This is a genomic window from Aminobacter sp. Y103A (assembly GCF_030294925.1).
Classification (GTDB): domain Bacteria; phylum Pseudomonadota; class Alphaproteobacteria; order Rhizobiales; family Rhizobiaceae; genus Aminobacter; species Aminobacter ciceronei.
Map to the genome: position 1 here is coordinate 1,809,073 of NZ_AP017986.1, position 18,867 is coordinate 1,827,939.

An 18,867-nucleotide genomic window follows, 5' to 3' on the forward strand; every position below is an offset into this window, starting at 1 on the left:
CGCCTATTTGGGAGAAGTAACACATGCTGAAGAACATGCTGAAAGCGACAGTGTTCGCTACGACGCTTGCGCTGTCTGCTGGAGCGTTGTCCGTTCCGGCTTTTGCGGAGGTCGTCTTCAATCGCGGCAATTCGGCCGATCCGGAATCGCTGGATCCGCACAAGACATCGACGGTCTATGAAGCCCACATCCTGCGCGACCTGTTCGAAGGTCTTGTCATGCAGGACCAGAATGCCGAAATCATTCCGGGTGCAGCCGAGAGCTGGACCGTTTCGGACGACGGCACCGTCTACACCTTCAAGCTCCGTCAGGGCGCTACCTGGTCGGATGGCAGCCCGGTTACCGCCGAAGACTTCGTCTACTCCTTCCGCCGCCTCGAGGATCCGGCCACCGGCGCCGAATATGCTTCGATGCTCTATGTCGTGAAGAACGGCGAAGAAGTGAACACCGGCAAGGCCAAGCCCGAAGAACTCGGCGTCAAGGCAGTCGATGCCAACACCTTCGAAGTGACCCTCAAGGCACCGACCCCATACTTCCTCGAAATGCTGACGCACCAGTCGACCTATCCGGTCAACAAGGCCGCCATCGACAAGCTCGGCGCCGATTGGATCAAGCCGGGCAACCTGGTTTCCAACGGCGCGTTCACGCTCGCTGAATTCGTCCCGAACGATCACATCAAGCTGGTCAAGAACCCGAAGTTCCATGACGCCGCCAATGTGAAGCTCGACGCCGTCAACTACTTCCCGACGGAAGACCGCTCGACCGCCATCAAGCGCTTCGAGGCTGGCGAACTCGACAGCAACGACGATATCCCGACCGAGCAGATGGCTGACCTGAAGGCCAAATTCGGCGATCAGCTGCGTATCGGCGCCTATCTCGGCACCTACTACTACGCGATCAAGACGGACAAGGCGCCGTGGGACAATGTCGAGCTGCGCAATGCAGTGTCGATGGCCATCGACCGCGACTTCCTGGCCGAGAAGGTCTGGCAGAACTCGATGATCCCCGGCTACTCGATGGTGCCGCCCGGTATCGAAGGCTACACTTCGGCACTGGCGACCTTCGCCGACAAGTCGCAGATCGACCGCGAGGATGAAGCCAAGAAGGTTCTCGAGAAGCTCGGCTACGGCCCCGACAAGCCGCTGAAGATGGAAATCCGCTACAACACGTCGGAGAACCACAAGAACACGGCAGTCGCGATCCAGGAGCAGCTCAAGCCGCTCGGCATCGAGGTGACGCTGCTCAACACCGACACCAAGACCCACTACGGTCATCTCGAGCAGAAGGGTGACTTCGACGTCGCTCGTGCGGGCTGGATTGCCGACTACAAGGATCCGGAAAGCTTCCTCGGCATCTCGCGCAAGGCTTCCGGCAACAACTACTCGAACTACAATAGCCCAAAGTTTGAGGAGGCCATGAACAAGGCAGCCGCCGCTGGCGGCAAGCCGGAAGAACGCCTGAAGGAAATGGCGGCAGCAGAACGCATCTTGATCGATGATGTCGGCCAGATCCCGCTGCTCTACTACAGCTACAAGAACCTCGTTTCGCCGAAGATCAAGGGCTTCGACGAGAACGTCATGGACGTTCATCCTTCACGCTTCGTCAGCAAGGACTAGTCCCGGCTCTGCCGCCGCCCCTGAAAAAGGGGGCGGCGGTCCCGGCTAACCTGCGAAGGCGTGGTAGCTATGTTTCTCTATGTATTCCGGCGGCTTCTGACCGCCATTCCGACGATGTTCGTCATCGTCACGCTGGCCTTCTTCCTGATCCGCGTCGCTCCGGGCGGCCCATTCAATCAGGAGCGCGGACTCAGTCCCGAGATCAAGGCCAATCTTGAGGCCCAATTCGGTCTTAATGATCCGATCTGGCTGCAATACGTCAACTATCTCAAGAACCTGCTGCACGGTAACTTCGGGCCCAGCTACAACCTGCCTGACTTCACCGTCACCGAGCTGTTCGCCAATGGCCTGCCGATCTCGGTTCAGCTGGGCTTGTCGGCTCTTGTCCTGGCGCTTGCCGTCGGAACGGTGCTTGGTATCGTCGCAGCCCTCAACCAGAACAAGCTTGGCGACTATTCGGTGATCGCACTTGCCACCGCCGGCAGCACGATCCCGACCTTCGTCATTGCCCCTGTGATCCAGCTTCTTTTCGGCCTGACCTGGAAGCTGCTGCCGATCGGCGGTTGGGGCGATGGGGCATGGATCAACAAGATCGGCCCGATCCTGACTTTGTCACTGCCGCAGATCGCCATCGTGGCGCGCCTGATGCGCGGTTCGATGATCGAGTCACTGCGTTCCAACCACATCCGGACGGCGCGTGCGCTTGGCCTGTCCGACTGGTCGGTGGTGGTCAAGCACGCACTGCGCGGCGCTGTCCTGCCCATCGTGTCTTATGCGGGCCCGGCGGCGGCGGCATTGCTCACCGGTTCGATCATCGTCGAGACGATCTTCGCCATTCCCGGAATCGGCCGCTACTTCGTCGATGCGGCACTCAACCGCGACTACACGCTGGTGATGGGCACGGTGGTGGTGATTGCGCTGTTTACGATCGCCTTCAACCTGATCGTCGACATCCTCTATGCCTTCTTCGATCCGCGGGTGCGCTATGACTGATACAGCCATTTCAGCGCCCGTCGTCGGGCGATCGCTCTGGGGCGATGCGTGGGCACGCCTCAAGGCCAACAAGGCTGCGATGTTCAGCCTTTTCTACCTGATCGCCATGGCGACCGTCTGCATCGTCGGACCGTTCTTCGTGCCGCATCAGTACACGACGATCTATGCCGACTATGTCCGGACGCCGCCAAGTCTCTCGGCCTATCCCAAGCCGGAAATGATCGAGACCGCCATGAACGACGCCGTCAAGCGCATGCGTGTCGACGTCAAGGAATGGCGCCAGGAAGGCGAACGGGTGTTCATCACCGTGACGTCGAGCAAACCGCTCGACGAGCGCAACATCCGCTATCTCGACCGTTCCGACACCTTCGACGACGGCAAGCTCGAAAGCACCGCTGCTGATGGGCTGACGGCGGTGATGAGCGCCTCGATCAAGCAGCAGTACTTCCTGTTCGGCACCGACAACACCGGCCGCGACCTGCTGTCGCGAACGCTGATGGCGGGCCGCATCTCGCTGGCGATCGGCCTTCTGGCCGGCATCGTCGCCGTGGTCATCGGGGTCATCTATGGCGCCACTGCCGGCTTCATGGGCGGCAAGACCGACGAGGTGATGATGCGCATCGTCGACGTGCTCTATTCGCTTCCCTTCATCTTCTTCGTCATCATGCTGGTCGTCTTCTTCGGGCGAAACTTCGTGCTGATGTTCCTGGCCGTGGGGGCGGTGTTGTGGCTCGACATGGCACGCATCGTGCGTGGCCAGGCCTTGTCGATCCGCCGGCAGGAATACGTCCAGGCGGCCGAAGCACTCGGCGTGCGTTCACGCGGCATCGTGCAGCGTCACGTCATCCCCAATCTGCTTGGACCTGTCGTCATCTACATGACGCTGCTGGTGCCGCAGGTCATCATCCTGGAGAGCTTCCTGTCGTTCCTGGGGCTCGGCGTGCAGGAGCCGATGACGAGTTGGGGCGTGCTGATCTCCGTGGGCGCCAAGAACATCGGTACCGCCAACTGGCTGCTGTTGTTCCCGGCCTTCTTCCTGGTCTCGACGCTGTTCGCGCTGAACTTCATCGGCGACGGCCTGCGTGACGCTCTCGATCCGAAGGACAGGTGAGATGGCTGGAGAAACAATCCTATCGGTCAAGGACCTGCGCGTCCGCTTCCGCACGCTCGACGGCGTGGTGGAGGCGGTGAAGGGCATCCACCTTCACGTCGACGCCGGCGAGACGGTTGCCGTGGTCGGTGAATCCGGCTCCGGCAAGAGCCAGACGATGATGGCGGCGATGAGCCTGCTGGCATCCAATGGCGAGGCCACAGGCGCTGTCGACTACCGCGGCAAGAACCTGCTGACACTCGGCAAATCGGAACTCAACAAGGTCCGTGGCCGCAAGATCAGCATGATCTTCCAGGAGCCGATGACCTCGCTCGATCCGCTCTACACCATCGGCAACCAACTGATGGAACCGATCCGCAAGCATCGCGGCTTGAGCGGGGCGGCAGCGCGCGCCGAAGCCCTCAGGCTGCTCGAACTGGTCAAGATTCCCGACCCCGAGCGGCGCCTGAAATCCTATCCGCACGAAATGTCGGGCGGCCAGCGCCAGCGCGTGATGATCGCCATGGCGCTGGCCAACGACCCCGACATCCTGATCGCCGACGAGCCGACCACTGCACTCGACGTGACGATCCAGGCGCAGATCCTGACCCTGCTGGCCGAACTGCAGCGCAAGCTCGGCATGGCCATCGTCTTCATCACCCATGACCTCGGCATCGTCCGGCGCTTTGCCGACCGTGTCTATGTCATGCGCTATGGCGAGGTGGTGGAGGAGGGCAAGGCCGACGAGCTGTTTGCCAATCCGCAGCACGACTACACCAAGATGCTGCTGGCAGCCGAGCCGACCGGTCGCAAGGCGCCGCCTGCCGCCAATGCGCCGATCCTGCTCGAAGGGCGCAATGTCGAGGTCGAGTTCAAGATCGGCGGCGGCTTCCTTGCCGGCCCGCCGATGCTATTGCGGGCGGTCGACCGCATCTCGATCATGCTCAAGCAGCGCCAGACGATCGGCATCGTCGGTGAATCGGGATCGGGCAAGTCGACGCTGGGCCGGGCTCTGCTCCGGCTGTTGCCGAGCCAGGGCACGATCCGTTTCGGCGACAAGGATCTGTCCAAGGCCGACCGTGCCGACATGCGCCCGCTGCGGCGGGAGCTTCAGCTCGTCTTCCAGGATCCGTTCGGCTCCTTGTCGCCGCGCATGACGGTGGGCCAGATCATCACCGAAGGCCTTCTGGTGCACGAGCCGTCGCTGTCGTCCAAGGAACGCGACAACAGGGCGGTGGAGGCCCTGCGTGAAGTCGGGCTATCCCCCGAAACACGCAACCGCTATCCGCACGAGTTCTCCGGCGGCCAGCGCCAGCGCATCGCCATTGCGCGGGCGATGATCCTCAAGCCCAAGGTCGTCGTGCTCGACGAGCCGACCTCGGCGCTCGACCGATCGGTGCAGAAGCAGATCGTCGAGCTTTTGCGCAAGCTGCAGGCCGACCACGATCTGTCCTACCTGTTCATCAGTCACGATCTGGCCGTGGTGCGCGCCATGTCGGACTACATCATCGTGATGAAGCAGGGAAAGATCGTCGAGGAGGGGCCGACCGAGGAGATCTTCGGTGCGCCGCGTGAAGCCTACACCAAGACCCTGATGGCGGCGGCGATCGACGAGACGAAGTTCCGCCAATCGGCCTGACGGTTTGGCAGCCTGACGGCTTTTGGCAGGCCACAGCCTGGTGAAAAACAGCAACAGGCCCGGAGACGCCAGTCTCCGGGCCTGTTCGCGTTCAGAGCACCAGAACGGAGCGGCCGCAGTTGACGCCGTGAACCCGCACATCGGCTTCGCCGACCTTTACGCCGACCAGCGTAAGGACGTTGTAAAGCAGCCCGTCGATGGGGGCGGTCACGCCTGACAGCAGGCCGACGATGGCGGTCTTGACCGCGGCGTCTGTCGGCACGAACAGGCCGAGGCCAAGGCCCAGCACCTTGAGATCGACATCCAGCGTCAGCCCGCTCAACAGCGAGGCGGTCAGCGACTGCGTCAGGTTGCGTGTCGACACCGACTTGACCCGGCGTGCGTCGATGTCGCTCTTGTTGAACGTAAGGGCCTGCGGCGTCATGTTGCCGATCCGCACATTCGCGGCACCCTTGACGTCGACGGTCAGCACGTTGAGGCCGACCGGGTTGAGCTTGACCAGCTGTGCTGGCTGCACCACGGGCCTCTTGGTGAAGACCCTGAGTTCCGCCGGGTTGATGTCGCCGAGCCAGATCTCGGCGACGCCGGGCTGGGTGTCGACCGTGACGATCGCGCTTGCCGGCTTGCCGGTGGGACAGGAAACGCTTTTCAGCTGAGCCTCGGCATAGGCCAGCTCGACATAGAGCGGCACGCGCACCGACCCGCCCAGCACGCTGTCGACCAATCCCCCGGTGCCGCCAACGGTGACGACGAGTTGCAGCCTTGTCTGCGCCGTACGCACGATCTTGCCCGGCTCGCCGACCGCAAACCAGCTGTATCCTTGCGGTGGTTCGCCGATGGCGACGTTCAGCTTGACGCCGAGCAGGCCCGGCACGCCGGCGCCAAGGTCGACGGCGACCTGGTTCTTGCCGTTGGCGATGGCGGCTGCGGCGCTGACCAGTTCCATGATGCCGACATCGGCGTCCAGCCCGGCGGCGCCACGACCCGTCGACAGTTTGCCGATCGCGCCGAGGTCGATGTAGTTCTTGAGCGGCACCTTGAGCGAACCGGGGATGTGGGAGCCCAGAAGCTTGTTCAAGGCGATGTCGGCGTCCCTGTCCTTGTTGACCGTTGCCAGAGCCGACAGTATCTGCCCGACGCTCGCTTCAGCCTGTAGCACCTCACTGTAGGTACCCGCCGTCAGGTTCAATCCGGTCTTCAGCGCATCGATGAACTGCAGCGCGTTGACGTCGGCCCCCAGAAGCGCGTTGTAGTCCATCACATTGAGCGAAAGCGTCGTACCCAGCAGGCCGCCAAGAAGGCTGTTGAGCAGGCCGCCATTGAGGCTGGCAAGCCTGGAGCCCACGGAGAAGGCGGCTTCCGCGGGCGCGGTCGCGACCGCTGTGGTGACAATCTTGCGCTCACCGATCAGCGCATTGGCGAAAAAGGTCGTGCCGTCCTTGGAATAGGTGACGCGCACGGCGTTTGGCGGCGTTGCACCGACGACGAAGCGCGCGTCGACTGCGACAGTGGGGTCGGCGGCATAGCGCCCCTTTTCGACGAGCACGCGCTTGTAACCGACAGCGAGTGTTTGAGGGGTGGAGCCGTCAACCAGGACGACGTTGTTCTGCTGATTGTTGTTGAATACCTTCAGCACCGCGGCATCGGCCTTGGCGATGTTGCCGGCGGCATAGATTGCTGCAAGATCGGTAATCGACTGGGCTTCGCGGCGCTCGACATAAAGCGAGCCTTCGTCGACTGCCAGTGCAGCCGTGGCAAGGCCGATCGGCAGCGACAGCGCGAACATGGTCGCCATGTTGCCTTTTCGCGCGCGCCGGAACTCGGACAGTCTGTTCAGGATTGCCGTAAACATTCAGATGCCCCCCACCCGAATTGTCGAACTGCGTTTGATGGTCTGCTCCGGCATTGGCAGCATTGTCAGCAGATTCCAGATCGGAAGCTGGCGGGCGTCGTAGCTCAAGGAGACGACGAACTGTTCGCTGTCATTGGCGCTGTCCTTGGCGTCTACTGTCAGTTTTGTCTTGTCGATGAGGACGTAGCCGTCGCCGTTGAGATCGATGTATCTCTGTGCGAGCGTCTTGCGCTCGGCTTCGTTGAGCCCGCCGATGGCGGTGCGGGCTGCGTCGGCTGCCATCTGCTGGACGGAATGCAGGGCGCCGAAGTAAATTCCGTAAGCGATCATCCCAAACACAAGCAGGATGAAGACCGGTGCGACAATTGCAAATTCGATTGCTGATGTGCCGGATCGGGACTGCAGGAACCCGCTACTATCGGGGGGCCTGATGCGGATCAGTGTCCTTGCCCATCTTTCCAAGTGCTTGATCCGCTCGGTAAAGGACTTGGATGCGTCTGCGCCCAGCTTGCGGCGGTGTCTGAGCACACGCCAGCCCCCTGGATCTCTGGTCGTCGCAAGCGACGCCATCCTGCGGAAATATTGTTTGTATGCAAAGTATTTATTCTCACTCATATGCCACCTGTTTGGCCACTGCCAAGATCATCCGCCTCGCTACCAGAGATGAACTAGATTAGTTCCAGAGTGGTCCCAGAAGATTATCGATTTGCTAATGTGCTTGCAGGTTGTGGCGAACGGCCAAGAGAATCTGAATCTCGACAGTAAAATCCGACTAAAATGATCTTGTTTTGTATGAGGTCAGATGGTTTTTGTTAGAATACCGTGGTCGCAGGAAGTTTTCGCCAAGCGACAGCAAGAAGAATACAACCCTCGATTGATGAGATCGGGTGTGGCAATCGTTGTGGCGAAGCTGGTGGCCCGGAAAGCGGGTTGTTCACGCCGTCTTTCGGTTCGGGACGAAGGTTGATCCTGGCCGGTCGCAGCGCGAAAGGCGTGGCGCTTTGCGGCTTCAGTCTAAAGAATTGGGAATTCGGGATTTTTCTGGTCGGAGTGGCAGGATTCGAACCTGCGACCCCATCGTCCCGAACGATGTGCGCTACCAGGCTGCGCTACACTCCGTGACCAGTGGGCGGGCTTATAGCTGCCGCTTTTGCTTCCTGCAAGCGCCAAAGGTTCGACTGGCGCAATTTTTCGCAAGTGAGTAATCTTGTTGTGCTTTTAAGCCTTTTTGCTGCCGTGGCGGGAGGGGACAGTGCCCCGATCTTGCGGTATTCGATGCCGAACAGAATCTATGCGCAGCATGGCGCCGGAGTGCAGTCGTGAATTTCAAGCCAGTCGCCCAAGCATCTCCCAATACGTTCGAATTCGAGACGCTCGCACTGGTCAAGCCGACCGGCTTTCGCGAATACGATGCGCGCTGGTGGTTCGGCCATCCGAGCTCGCCCAAGGAGCCGGAACTCAATCTGATCGGCGTCCAGGCGCTGGGCATGGGCATCGGCACGTTGATCCGGCGTCTCGGCGCCGGACCCGACATCGTCGTCGGCCACGATTTCCGCTCTTACTCGATGTCGATCAAGCTGGCGCTGGTGTCAGGTCTTCAGGCGGCGGGCGCACGGGTCAAGGACATCGGCCTGGCACTGTCGCCGATGGCCTATTTCGCCCAGTTCGCGCTCGACACGCCGTCGGTCGCCATGGTCACCGCCTCGCACAACGAGAACGGCTGGACCGGCGTGAAGATGGGCGCGCAGCGGCCGCTGACCTTCGGCCCGGACGAAATGTCGGCGCTCAGGGAAATCGTGCTCAATGGCGACTTCGACCTGACCGGCGGCGGCTCCTATGAGTTCGTGCCCTATTTCCGCAAGACCTATATCGACGACCTGGTGGCCGGCAAACGCATCACCCGCAAGCTGCGCGTCGTCGCCGCCTGCGGCAACGGCACGGCAGGGGCGTTTGCGCCGGAAGCGCTCGAGCGCATCGGCTGCGAGGTCATCCCGCTCGATATCGAGCTCGACCATTCGTTCCCACGCTACAACCCCAACCCCGAGGACATGCAGATGCTGCATGCGATCAGGGACAAGGTGCTGGAAACAGGCGCCGATGTCGGGCTCGGCTTCGACGGCGACGGCGACCGCTGCGGCGTGGTCGACAATGAGGGCAACGAGATCTTTGCGGACAAAGTCGGCGTCATGCTCGCGCGTGACATCTCGGCGCTCCATCCGAACGCGACCTTCGTCGTCGACGTGAAGTCCACCGGCCTGTTCAACACCGACACCGTGCTGGCCGCCAATGGCGCCAAGACCGACTACTGGAAGACGGGCCACTCCTATCTCAAGCGCCGCGTCGCCGAACTGGGCGCCATCGCCGGCTTCGAGAAGTCTGGCCATTTCTTCTTCAACCCGCCGATCGGCCGCGGTTATGACGACGGCATCGTCACCGCGATCGCCGTCTGCCAGATGCTCGACCGCAGCCCCGGCAAGTCGATGGCCGATCTCTATCGCGACCTGCCGCTGACCTATGGCACGCCGACAATGTCGCCGCATTGCGACGACGAGCTGAAATATGGCGTCGTCGACAAGGTCGTTGCCGATTTCGAGGCGATGAAGCGCAATGGCGATATCTTCGCCGGACAGAAGATCGTCGATCTCGTCACCGTCAACGGCGTGCGTGTCGTTGCCGAGGACGGCACCTGGGGGCTGGTTCGCGCCTCCTCCAACAAGCCGGAACTGGTCGTGGTGGTGGAAAGCCCGGTGTCGTCGGAGCGTCGGCGTGAGATGTTCGAGGCGGTTGACGCGGTGCTGCGGCGCAATCCGTCCGTCGGCGCCTACAACCAGACCTTCTGAGGGGGAGCGGGCATGGCCGAGAGGATCGTCAGTTTTGTCATGAGCGGCGGCGTCGGCTCCCGGCTCTGGCCGCTGTCGCGCGAGGACAACCCCAAACAGTTCCATGACCTGTCAGGCGACGGCTCGATGCTGGTCAAGACGCTGAAGCGGCTTGCCGCGCGCGACGAAGGCGAAACGCCGATCTATCTGATCGCGTCCGAGCGCCATGCCGAACGGGTGCGCGCCGATCTCGCGGCGATCGATCTTGCCGGCGGCGGCGCGATCTTCGAGCCGACGGGCCGCAACACGGCTGCGGCCGTGGCGATTGCCGCACTGCAGACGATCAAGGCTTATGGCGACGGCACCGTGCTGGTGGTGCCTTCGGACCACGAAATCTCGACGCAGCGCCAGTTCTGGGAAACCGTCGAAAACGGGGTGCCGGCAGCCGTGGCCGGCCGGATGGTGGTGTTCGGTATCCGCCCGACCGCACCCGAGACGGGTTACGGCTACATCGAGGCCGGTGCCGAAGGCGGCGGCGTTTCCGACGTCACCCGCTTCGTCGAAAAGCCCGACCTCAAGACGGCCGAAGGTTATCTCGCCGCCGGCAACTTCTTCTGGAATGCCGGCATCTTCCTGTTCAAGGCCAGCGCCATGCGCGCCGCCTTCCTCAAGCACCAGCCTGACATCTGGCAGAAGGCCGAAGCAGCCTTTCAGGCCCAGACCAGCGACCTCTCCGGCGTCTACATGCCGCTGGATCTCTACCAGGACATCCCGTCCAACTCGATCGACTACGCCATCATGGAGCGTGTCGACGGCATCGCCATGGTGCCGGCAAGTTTCCGCTGGAACGATCTCGGGTCGTGGCAGTCGCTGCTCGACGTCAGCCCCTCCGACAAGGACGGCAACGTCATCGTCGGCGATGTCGTCGCCATCGACTGCGAGAATTCCTATCTGCGCGGCGAAGGCCGCCTGCTTTCGGCCATCGGCCTGAAGGACGTCGCCATCGTCTCGACCTCGGACGCGACCTTCGTCGCCCCGGTCAGCCACAGCCAGAACGTCAAGAAGATCGTCGAGCAGCTCGAAAAGAGCGGTCGGCTGGAGACCAAGTTCACGCCGGCGCATGGCCGTGTCATCGCCAACGGCGCCTGGCGTCGGCGGGTGCAGCATTGGCTGATGGACGAGACGCTGCCGCTGTGGTCGACATCGGGTGTCGACGAGCAGTTCGGTGGCTTCTACGAGGCACTGGGCTTCGACGCCAGGCCATTGGCCAAGCCCAAGCGCATGCGCACCATGGCGCGACAGGTCTATGCCTTTGCGGTGGCCAAGCAGCGCGGCTGGGATGGCAGGGCCGACCAACTGATCGACCACGGCATCCGCTTCATGGCCGACAAAGGCCGCACCGAACGCGGTGGCTGGGTGCGGACGCTGAACCCTGACGGCAGCGTGCTCGATCCGGTCGAGGACGCCTATGATCACGCCTGCGTGCTCCTAGCGCTGGCCCATGCGCATCGCTCGGGCAATGCCGAGGCGCTGGTGCTGGCCACCGAAACATTCGCCTTCCTCGACAAACACCTCGAGGACGAGCGCATGACCGGCTTCATGGAAAGCCCTGATGGCGAGGGCGTGCGCCGCTCCAACCCGCACATGCATCTGCTGGAGGCGTTTCTCGCCTGGCACGCGGTGACGGGTGACCGCGCCTATCTCAGGCGCGCCGCGCGTATCATCGATCTGTTCCGCAGCCACTTCTTCGAGGTCGACAGCTGGACGCTGGGCGAGTTCTTCGACCGCGACTGGCATCCGGCACCTGGCGAAAAGGGCCAGTGGACCGAACCCGGCCATCATTTCGAATGGGCCTCGCTGCTTGTCGATTTTGCCGACAAGAGCGGCCAGAAGGATCTCGTCGCCTTCGGCCGCAAGCTCTATGCCTCGGCGGTTGCCAACGGCCTCAACCGTGCGACGGGGCTGGCCTATGGCGCGGTGTCGCGGCAGGGCCTGCCGCTCGACAACATCTCGCGCAGCTGGCCGCAGACCGAGGCGATCAAGGCGGCCGTCGCGCTCGACGGCACCGGCGGCCCCGACCTCAAGCCCGAGATCGAAGCACGTGTCGGACGCCTGTTCCGCTGGCACATCGACCCCGCACCGCAGGGCCTGTGGATCGACCAGATCGACGAGCGCGGCCGCTCCTTGGCCAAGGAAGTGCCGGCCAGCATCTTCTACCATCTGGTGACGGCGCTGACGCAGTATCTCGACAAGACCGAGGACGTCGCGCACTGACTTCGAACCAACAAAAAAGCCGGCCAATTGACCGGCTTTTTGCTATTCAGGCGATGCGAGGCGGCTTGAGCGCCGCAGTTGTTGCTGGCCCTCGGTCCGCTGCCCCTCATCCTCCTGCCGGGACCTTCTCCCCGTAAACGGGGAGAAGAGGGCTGGCCGCTTCTTCCTTCTCCCCGTTCACGGGGAGAAGGCGCCCGAAGGGTGGAGGAGGGGCCGCGCCGACACCTCCAAGCATCCCCAATGTTCAGCTCAGCGGCACACCAAGCCAGCCCGGCAACCAGGCCAAGCTTCAGTACGGGCTCGCGACGTCGCCCGTTTCGACATAGACCGTCTTGAGCTGCGAATAGTGCGACAGGGCGGCGAGCGAGTTCTCGCGGCCGATGCCCGATTGCTTGGCGCCGCCGAAGGGGATTTCGACCGGCGTCAGATTGTAGGCGTTGATCCAGCACGTCCCGGCCTTGAGCTCGCCGATGACGCGATGGCCGCGCGCAATGTCCTTGGTGAAGACGCCGGCGGCGAGGCCGAATTCGGTGTCGTTGGCGCGGGCGATGACCTCGTCCTCGCTGTCGAAGGACAGCACGCTCATGACCGGGCCGAAGATCTCCTCGCGGGCGATGCGCATGGTGTCCTTCACACCGGTGAACACGGTCGGCTCGACGAAGAAGCCGCCTTCGAAGCCCTGCAGTGAGGGCACCCCACCACCACAACGCAACTCGGCACCTTCGCCTTTGCCGACGCCGATGTAATCGAGAACCTTGTCGTGCTGGGCCTTGCTGACCAGCGGGCCCATCTGCGTCTCGGGGTCGAGCGGGTCGCCGATACGGATCGACTTGGTGCGCTCGACCAGCCGTTCGACGAAACGGTCGTGCAGGCCCTTCTGGACGAAGACGCGGGTGCCGTTGGAGCAGACCTGGCCGGTCGAGTAGAAATTGCCGAGCATCGCGCCGCCGACGGCGTTTTCGAGATCGGCGTCGTCGAAGACGATGATCGGCGACTTGCCGCCGAGCTCCATCGTCGCGTGTTTCATATGCGAGCCGGCGAGCGACAACACCTTCTTGCCCGTCGGCACCGAGCCGGTGAGCGAAATCTTGTCGACGACCGGATGCGCGGCGAGTGCCGCGCCGACATCGCCGTAACCTTGGACGACATTGAACAGCCCGTCAGGCAGGCCGGCTTCGGTGTAGATTTCGGCCAGCGCAAGAGCGGACAGGGGCGTGTTCTCAGACGGCTTGAACACCATGGCATTGCCCATGGCGAGCGCGGGTGCCGACTTCCAGCCGGCGATCTGGATCGGGTAGTTCCAGGCGCCGATGCCGACGCAGACGCCGAGCGCCTCGCGCCTGGTGTAGGCGAAGGGGCCGCCGAGATCGACATAGTCGCCGTTGAAGGCCGCGACCGCACCGGCGAAATATTCGAGACAGTCGGCGGCGGAGGCGGCGTCGGCCACCAGCGTTTCCTGGATCGCCTTGCCGGTGTCGAGCGTCTCGATGCGCGACAGCTCCTCATTGCGGGCGCGCAGTATGTCGGCGGCACGGCGCAGGATGCGGCCGCGCTCGATGGGCTTCAGCCGTGCCCAGGCCGGCTGCGCCTCGCGCGCGGCCTCGATCGCCAGCTCGACGATGTTGGGTGTTGCCGACCGCAGCTCGGCAATGGTCTCGCCGGTTGCCGGATAGATGACCGGGATCGATGCTCCACGCTCGTCGTCGATGTAGCGGCCGTTGACATAATGCGAGGCTTTGGGCTGGGCGCGCATGCGTTTGCTCCAGTTGTCTATTCGATGGTCCGGCGGGTAGGCCGGATGATGCTTTATCTGTCGGAGACCTGCCAGCGCGGATTGATCCACGGCTCCTGGTTCGACGGGGCGAGCGGTGTCCGCCCCAATATGTGGTCGGACGCCTTTTCGCCAGTCATGATCGACGGGCTGTTGAGGTTGCCATTGGTGACGCGCGGGAAGATCGAGGAGTCGGCAACGCGCAGGCTGTCCACGCCGATCACCCGGCACTCGGGATCGACGACGCTGGTCGGGTCGTCGGCGCGGCCCATGCGGCAGGTGCCACAAGGGTGGTAGGCGCTTTCCGAATGCTCGCGGATGAAGGCGTCGAGTTGCTCGTCCGACTGCACATGGCTGCCTGGCGATATCTCCTTGCCGCGGAACGGGTCGAAGGCGGCCTGGCCGAAGATCTCGCGGGTGAGGCGGATGCAGTGCCGGAAGTCTTCCCAGTCGTCGGGATGCGACATGTAGTTGAAGCGGATCTCCGGCTTGTCCCACGGGTCGTTTGAGCGAAGCGTGATCGCGCCGCGCGACTTCGACCGCATCGGCCCGACATGGGCCTGGAAGCCATGCGACTTGGCCGCCGCCTTGCCGTCGTAACGTACGGCCGCCGGCAGGAAGTGGAACTGGATGTCTGGGTAGTCGACGCCTGATTTCGAGCGCACAAAGGCTGCGGCTTCGAAATGGTTGGTGGCGCCGAGGCCGGTCTTGAACAGCAGCCACTCCGCGCCGATCAGCGCCTTGGAGAACGGGTTGAAGACCGAGTGCAGGGTAATCGGCTGGGTCGCCTCCTGCTGGATGTAGAGCTCCATGTGGTCCTGGAGATTCTGGCCGACGCCGCGCCTGTCGGCGACGACTGCTATGCCGTGCTTCTTGAGATGCTCGGCCGGTCCGATGCCCGACAGCATCAGCAGTTTCGGCGAGTTGATGGAGGAGGCGGCGACGATCACCTCACGTCGTGCCTTAACGACCTGAATCTTCCTGCGAGTCTCGATCTCGACGCCGGTGGCGCGTTGGTTCTCGATCACCACGCGCCGGGCGAAGCCATTGACGATACGGACATTTCCGCGTTTCAGCGCCGGCCTGAGATAGGCATTGGCGACCGACCAGCGGCGCCCGCCATGGATGGTCTGCTCCATCGCGCCAAAGCCTTCCTGCTTGGCGCCATTATAGTCTTCGGTCAGCTCGAAACCGGCCTGGCGGCCGGCCTCGACGAAGGCCTGGTAGAGCGGGTTCTTGCGCGGCCCACGCTGCACGTTGAGCGGACCCGAGGTGCCGCGCCAGCCTTCCTCGCCGCCATTCGAATGCTCCATGCGCTTGAAGTAGGGCAGCACGTCGGCATAGCCCCAGCCGGTGGCGCCCTGTTCTGCCCAGTGATCGAAGTCGTGGGCATGGCCGCGGACATAGACCATGCCGTTGATCGAGGACGAGCCGCCGAGAACCTTTCCGCGTGGGGTGGCGAGAACGCGGCCGCCGAGATGCGGCTCCGGCTCGCTGGCAAAGCCCCAATCGTAGCGGCTCATATTGAGCGGGATGGACAGTGCCGACGGCATCTGGATCAGCGGGCCGAAATCGGTGCCGCCATATTCGATGACGATGACGGAGTGCTTGCCGTCTTCCGACAGGCGATAGGCCATGGCCGAGCCGGCCGAGCCGGAGCCGACGATTACGTAATCTGCTTCAAGCATTGTTCACATGAACCAAAAAATCGGCGAGCGAGACGTTGCCGCCGGTTGCGACGACGAGCACGGTCTTGCCGGCCACGTCGACCTTTCCTCCCAGAAGTGCCGCCAGCGACGAGGCGCCCGACGGCTCGAGCACGAGTTTCAGCCGCTCGAAGGCCGTGGTCATCGCGCGGCGGACAGAGGCATCGTCGACGGTCAGCGCGCGAACATTGGTGGTCGTGATGGCGGCAAAGGGCGCTTCGCCCGGCCGGCGCGCCATCAGGCCGTCGCAGATCGATTTCTCCGCCAGCGGCACGGCGGAAAGCGCGCCATTGGCGAGCGATGCGCCCAGCCCGTTGAAGCCCTCGGGCTCGACGGCGAACACTTCGGTCGACGGTGACAGGTGATGGAAGGCCAAAGCCACGCCGCCGATCAGCCCGCCGCCGCCGACGGGGCAGAGCACGATGTCGGCGACCACACCCTTTGCTGCCAGTTGGTCGAGCGCTTCGAGGCCGGCGCCGGCCTGGCCGGCGACGATCTCGGGATCGTCGAACGGGTGAAGCAGGACGAGCCCTTCCGTCTCGGAGATTTCGCGTGCCCTGGCGGCAGCGACCTCTTCGCGGGCGCGGTCGCCATGGTCGGTCAGGACCACGCGCGCGCCATAGGCCTTGGTCGCCTCGCGTTTGGCGGCGGGAGCGTCGATGGGCATGACGATGGTGACGGGAATGCCGAGCGACTGGCCGGCCGCGGCAAGGCCCTGGGCGAAATTGCCGGAGGAGAAGGCGACAACGCCGCGTCTGGCTTCTTCAGGCGAAAGCTGCTTCAGCCGCCAATAGGCGCCGCGCGCCTTGAACGAACCGGACCATTGCAGCGACTCCGCCTTGACGAAGACACGCGCAGCACCAGTCTCACGGGCAAGGACGGCGGATTCGAGCAGCGGCGTCAACTGCGTCGCCTGCGACGTCTCGGCATAGGCTTCTCGCAGCCGGTCGAGACCTGGAACTTCGGTGCTCATCATTCACCCCTCGGGAAACGCTTGCTCTCTTCGAGCACGTTGAGGTCCATGTGATTGCGCATGTAGCGCTCCGACGCTTTCTGCAGCGGCTGGAAATCCCATGGGTAGTAGGCGCCGTTGCGCAGCGCGGGATAGACCACCCAGCGCCGCGCCTGGCTTTCGCGCACGGCGGCGTCGAAGCCCGCCATGTCCCAGCGGGCTCGGACTTTTGCCATGAAGTCGGTGACCAGATCGGCATAAGCGGGGTCAGCTGCGAGGTTGCGCAGTTCGTTGGCGTCCGATTCCAGATCAAACAGCTGCGGCGGGTCGATCTCGCAGTGGACGAACTTGAAGCGGCCGTCGCGGATGGCGACCAGCGGCGCATAGGAGCCTTCGGCGGCGTATTCCATGAGCACCGGCGCGTTGCGCTGTTCGCCGCGCGCCAATGGCAGCAAAGACTGCCCGTCGGTCCAGGGCGCGATGGCGGAGAGGTCGATGCCGGCGAGGTCGCACAGCGTCGGCAGCACGTCGAGATTGGAGGTCGGTTCGGCGATCAGGCCCGCCGGCAGGCCCTTGCCCGCGACCATCAGGGGGACACGCGCCGAGCCTTCGTAGAAGCACATCTTGAACCACAGGCCGCGCTCTCCGAGCATGTCGCCATGGTCGGAGCAGAACAGGATGACGGTGTCGTCGAGCATGCGCGTGCGTTCGAGCACCGACAGCAGCTCGCCGACCTTGTCGTCGATATAGGAGATGTTGGCGAAATAGCCGCGACGCGAGCGGCGCACCTGCTCCGGCGTGATGTCGAAGCTGGCATAGTCGCTGGCGAGGTAGAGGCGCTGCGAATGCGGGTCCTGCAGGTCCTCGGGGATGAAGCCGACCTCGGGGTCGAGGGCGGGGCAGTCCTCATAGAGGTCCCAATACTGGCGGCGCGCGACATAGGGGTCGTGTGGATGGGTGAAGGAGACGGTGAGGCACCAGGGACGGCGCTCGGCCTGATCGGAGACGCGGGCGAAATCGTAAAGCTTCTGGGCAGCCAGGAAAGCGACCTCGTCGTCATACTCCATCTGGTTGGAAATTTCGGCAGTGCCCGCGCCGGTGACCGAGCCGAGATTGTGGTACCACCAGTCGATGCGTTCGCCCGGCTTGCGATAGTCCGGCGTCCAGCCGAAATCGGCCGGATAGATGTCGGTCGTCAGCCGCTCCTCGAAACCGTGCATCTGGTCCGGGCCGACGAAATGCATCTTGCCCGACAGCACGGTGTGGTAGCCGGCACCGCGCAGGTGATGCGCAAAGGTCGGGACCGACGAGGTGAATTCGGCGGCGTTGTCATAGACGCCGGTGCGCGATGGCAACTGCCCGGACATGAAGGCGGCGCGGCCCGGCGCGCAGAGCGGCGAGGCGGTGTAGTTGTTGCGGAAACGTGCCGAGCGCGCAGCGAGCGCCTTGAGGTGCGGGGTGTGCAGGAAGTCGGCTGGACCGTCGGGGAAGAACGTCCCGGCCAACTGGTCGACCATGACGATGAGGATGTTGGGCTGACTGGTCTTCATGCGTTGCCCGCCTGCGAGAGCTTGGTTTCGAGGTAGTCCTCGACCAGTGCAATGGCCGAGGCGGCATTGGGAATTCCCTCCCGCAACGCCCGGCGAATGTAGAGACCGTCGATCAGCGCCGCTGTCGCCTCGGCGACGCGCTCAGCCTCATGGCGTTGCAGGAGCCGGGTCAGGCCGCTCATCAGATTAGAATGCAGGCGATGGGCGTAGACACGCAGCAGCCGGCGCAGCGCCGGCGATTTCTGCGCCTCGACATAAAAGGCAAGCCAGGCGGCGATCGTCTCCGACCGGAACTGCTTGTCGGAGAAGTTGACCGCGATGACGGCGGAGACGCGGGTGCGCGCCGTCTCTGCCTGTCGAAGTGCGGCGGTCGTGTCGATCAGCAGTTCGGACAGAAGGTGCCGCATGGTCGCGGCAAGCAGTTCGTCCTTGGCGCCGAAATAGTGATGAGCAAGTGCGGAGGAGACGCCGGCGCGTCCGGCGATCTCCGACATGGTCACGTCCAGGTTGCCGCGCTCGCCGATCGCCGAGATCGTCGCGTCGATCAGCGCTTTGCGGCGCAGCGGCTCCATTCCGACTTTGGGCATGCGGGATCCTCCAGTGGC

General features: G+C 63.4%; 13 protein-coding genes and 1 tRNA gene. 6 read left to right on the plus strand and 8 right to left on the minus strand.

The features are described 5' to 3' along the window. Nucleotides 1-23: 23 nt before the first annotated feature. From Amn_RS08690 to Amn_RS08705, 4 genes are all read left to right on the plus strand, one after another. Nucleotides 24-1,616, plus strand: a complete 1,593-nt coding sequence (locus tag Amn_RS08690) for a peptide ABC transporter substrate-binding protein (RefSeq protein ID WP_067964419.1) — start codon at nucleotides 24-26, stop codon at nucleotides 1,614-1,616. 69 nt (nucleotides 1,617-1,685) lie between these two features. After that, the gene (locus Amn_RS08695) at nucleotides 1,686-2,609 is read left to right on the plus strand and encodes an ABC transporter permease subunit (RefSeq protein WP_067964417.1); all 924 of its coding nucleotides are present in this window, start codon (nucleotides 1,686-1,688) and stop codon (nucleotides 2,607-2,609) included. Further along, nucleotides 2,602-3,720: an ABC transporter permease gene (locus tag Amn_RS08700; protein ID WP_286296270.1), complete on the plus strand. Its 1,119-nt coding sequence runs from the start codon at nucleotides 2,602-2,604 to the stop codon at nucleotides 3,718-3,720. Before Amn_RS08695 ends, Amn_RS08700 begins: the two co-directional genes overlap by 8 nt. Before the next feature lies 1 nt (nucleotide 3,721). After that, nucleotides 3,722-5,338, plus strand: coding sequence for an ABC transporter ATP-binding protein (locus Amn_RS08705; protein ID WP_286296271.1), 1,617 nt, complete (start codon nucleotides 3,722-3,724; stop codon nucleotides 5,336-5,338). Nucleotides 5,339-5,429: 91 nt separating this feature from the next. On the opposite strand, the gene Amn_RS08710 is transcribed toward Amn_RS08705, so the two are convergent. The 3 genes from Amn_RS08710 to Amn_RS08720 all read right to left on the minus strand — a co-directional run bounded on the left by Amn_RS08710 (nucleotide 5,430) and on the right by Amn_RS08720 (nucleotide 8,309). Then, nucleotides 5,430-7,133, minus strand: coding sequence for a pilus assembly protein TadG-related protein (locus Amn_RS08710; protein WP_286296273.1), 1,704 nt, complete (start codon nucleotides 7,131-7,133; stop codon nucleotides 5,430-5,432). A gap of 57 nt (nucleotides 7,134-7,190) precedes the next feature. Beyond that, complete coding sequence (locus Amn_RS08715; RefSeq protein WP_312883606.1) at nucleotides 7,191-7,805, minus strand: TadE/TadG family type IV pilus assembly protein; 615 nt, start codon at nucleotides 7,803-7,805, stop codon at nucleotides 7,191-7,193. 427 nt (nucleotides 7,806-8,232) lie between these two features. Beyond that, nucleotides 8,233-8,309: transfer RNA gene (locus tag Amn_RS08720), tRNA-Pro, on the minus strand. A 200-nt stretch (nucleotides 8,310-8,509) separates the two neighbouring features. Here Amn_RS08720 and Amn_RS08725 point away from each other — a divergent pair. Next, nucleotides 8,510-10,030 (plus strand): phosphomannomutase/phosphoglucomutase, encoded by a 1,521-nt coding sequence (locus tag Amn_RS08725; protein ID WP_182575533.1) that lies wholly within the window; start codon nucleotides 8,510-8,512, stop codon nucleotides 10,028-10,030. Nucleotides 10,031-10,042: 12 nt separating this feature from the next. Beyond that, nucleotides 10,043-12,283 (plus strand): mannose-1-phosphate guanylyltransferase/mannose-6-phosphate isomerase, encoded by a 2,241-nt coding sequence (locus tag Amn_RS08730; protein ID WP_182575532.1) that lies wholly within the window; start codon nucleotides 10,043-10,045, stop codon nucleotides 12,281-12,283. A 289-nt stretch (nucleotides 12,284-12,572) separates the two neighbouring features. On the opposite strand, the gene betB is transcribed toward Amn_RS08730, so the two are convergent. The 5 genes from betB to betI are packed head-to-tail and all read right to left on the minus strand — an operon-like array spanning nucleotide 12,573 to nucleotide 18,849. Continuing rightward, complete coding sequence (gene betB / locus Amn_RS08735; RefSeq protein WP_182575531.1) at nucleotides 12,573-14,036, minus strand: betaine-aldehyde dehydrogenase; 1,464 nt, start codon at nucleotides 14,034-14,036, stop codon at nucleotides 12,573-12,575. Between the two features lie 53 nt (nucleotides 14,037-14,089). Next, nucleotides 14,090-15,742: a choline dehydrogenase gene (gene betA, locus Amn_RS08740; protein WP_154384973.1), complete on the minus strand. Its 1,653-nt coding sequence runs from the start codon at nucleotides 15,740-15,742 to the stop codon at nucleotides 14,090-14,092. Further along, on the minus strand, nucleotides 15,735-16,733 hold the full coding sequence (locus Amn_RS08745) for a threonine/serine dehydratase family protein (protein WP_371818657.1): 999 nt from the start codon (nucleotides 16,731-16,733) through the stop codon (nucleotides 15,735-15,737). Before Amn_RS08745 ends, betA begins: the two co-directional genes overlap by 8 nt. After that, nucleotides 16,733-18,262 (minus strand): choline-sulfatase, encoded by a 1,530-nt coding sequence (gene betC, locus Amn_RS08750; RefSeq protein WP_067964396.1) that lies wholly within the window; start codon nucleotides 18,260-18,262, stop codon nucleotides 16,733-16,735. The genes Amn_RS08745 and betC overlap by 1 nt, the downstream gene beginning before the upstream one ends. After that, nucleotides 18,259-18,849: a transcriptional regulator BetI gene (betI, locus tag Amn_RS08755; protein WP_182575530.1), complete on the minus strand. Its 591-nt coding sequence runs from the start codon at nucleotides 18,847-18,849 to the stop codon at nucleotides 18,259-18,261. Before betI ends, betC begins: the two co-directional genes overlap by 4 nt. Nucleotides 18,850-18,867: the final 18 nt, after the last annotated feature.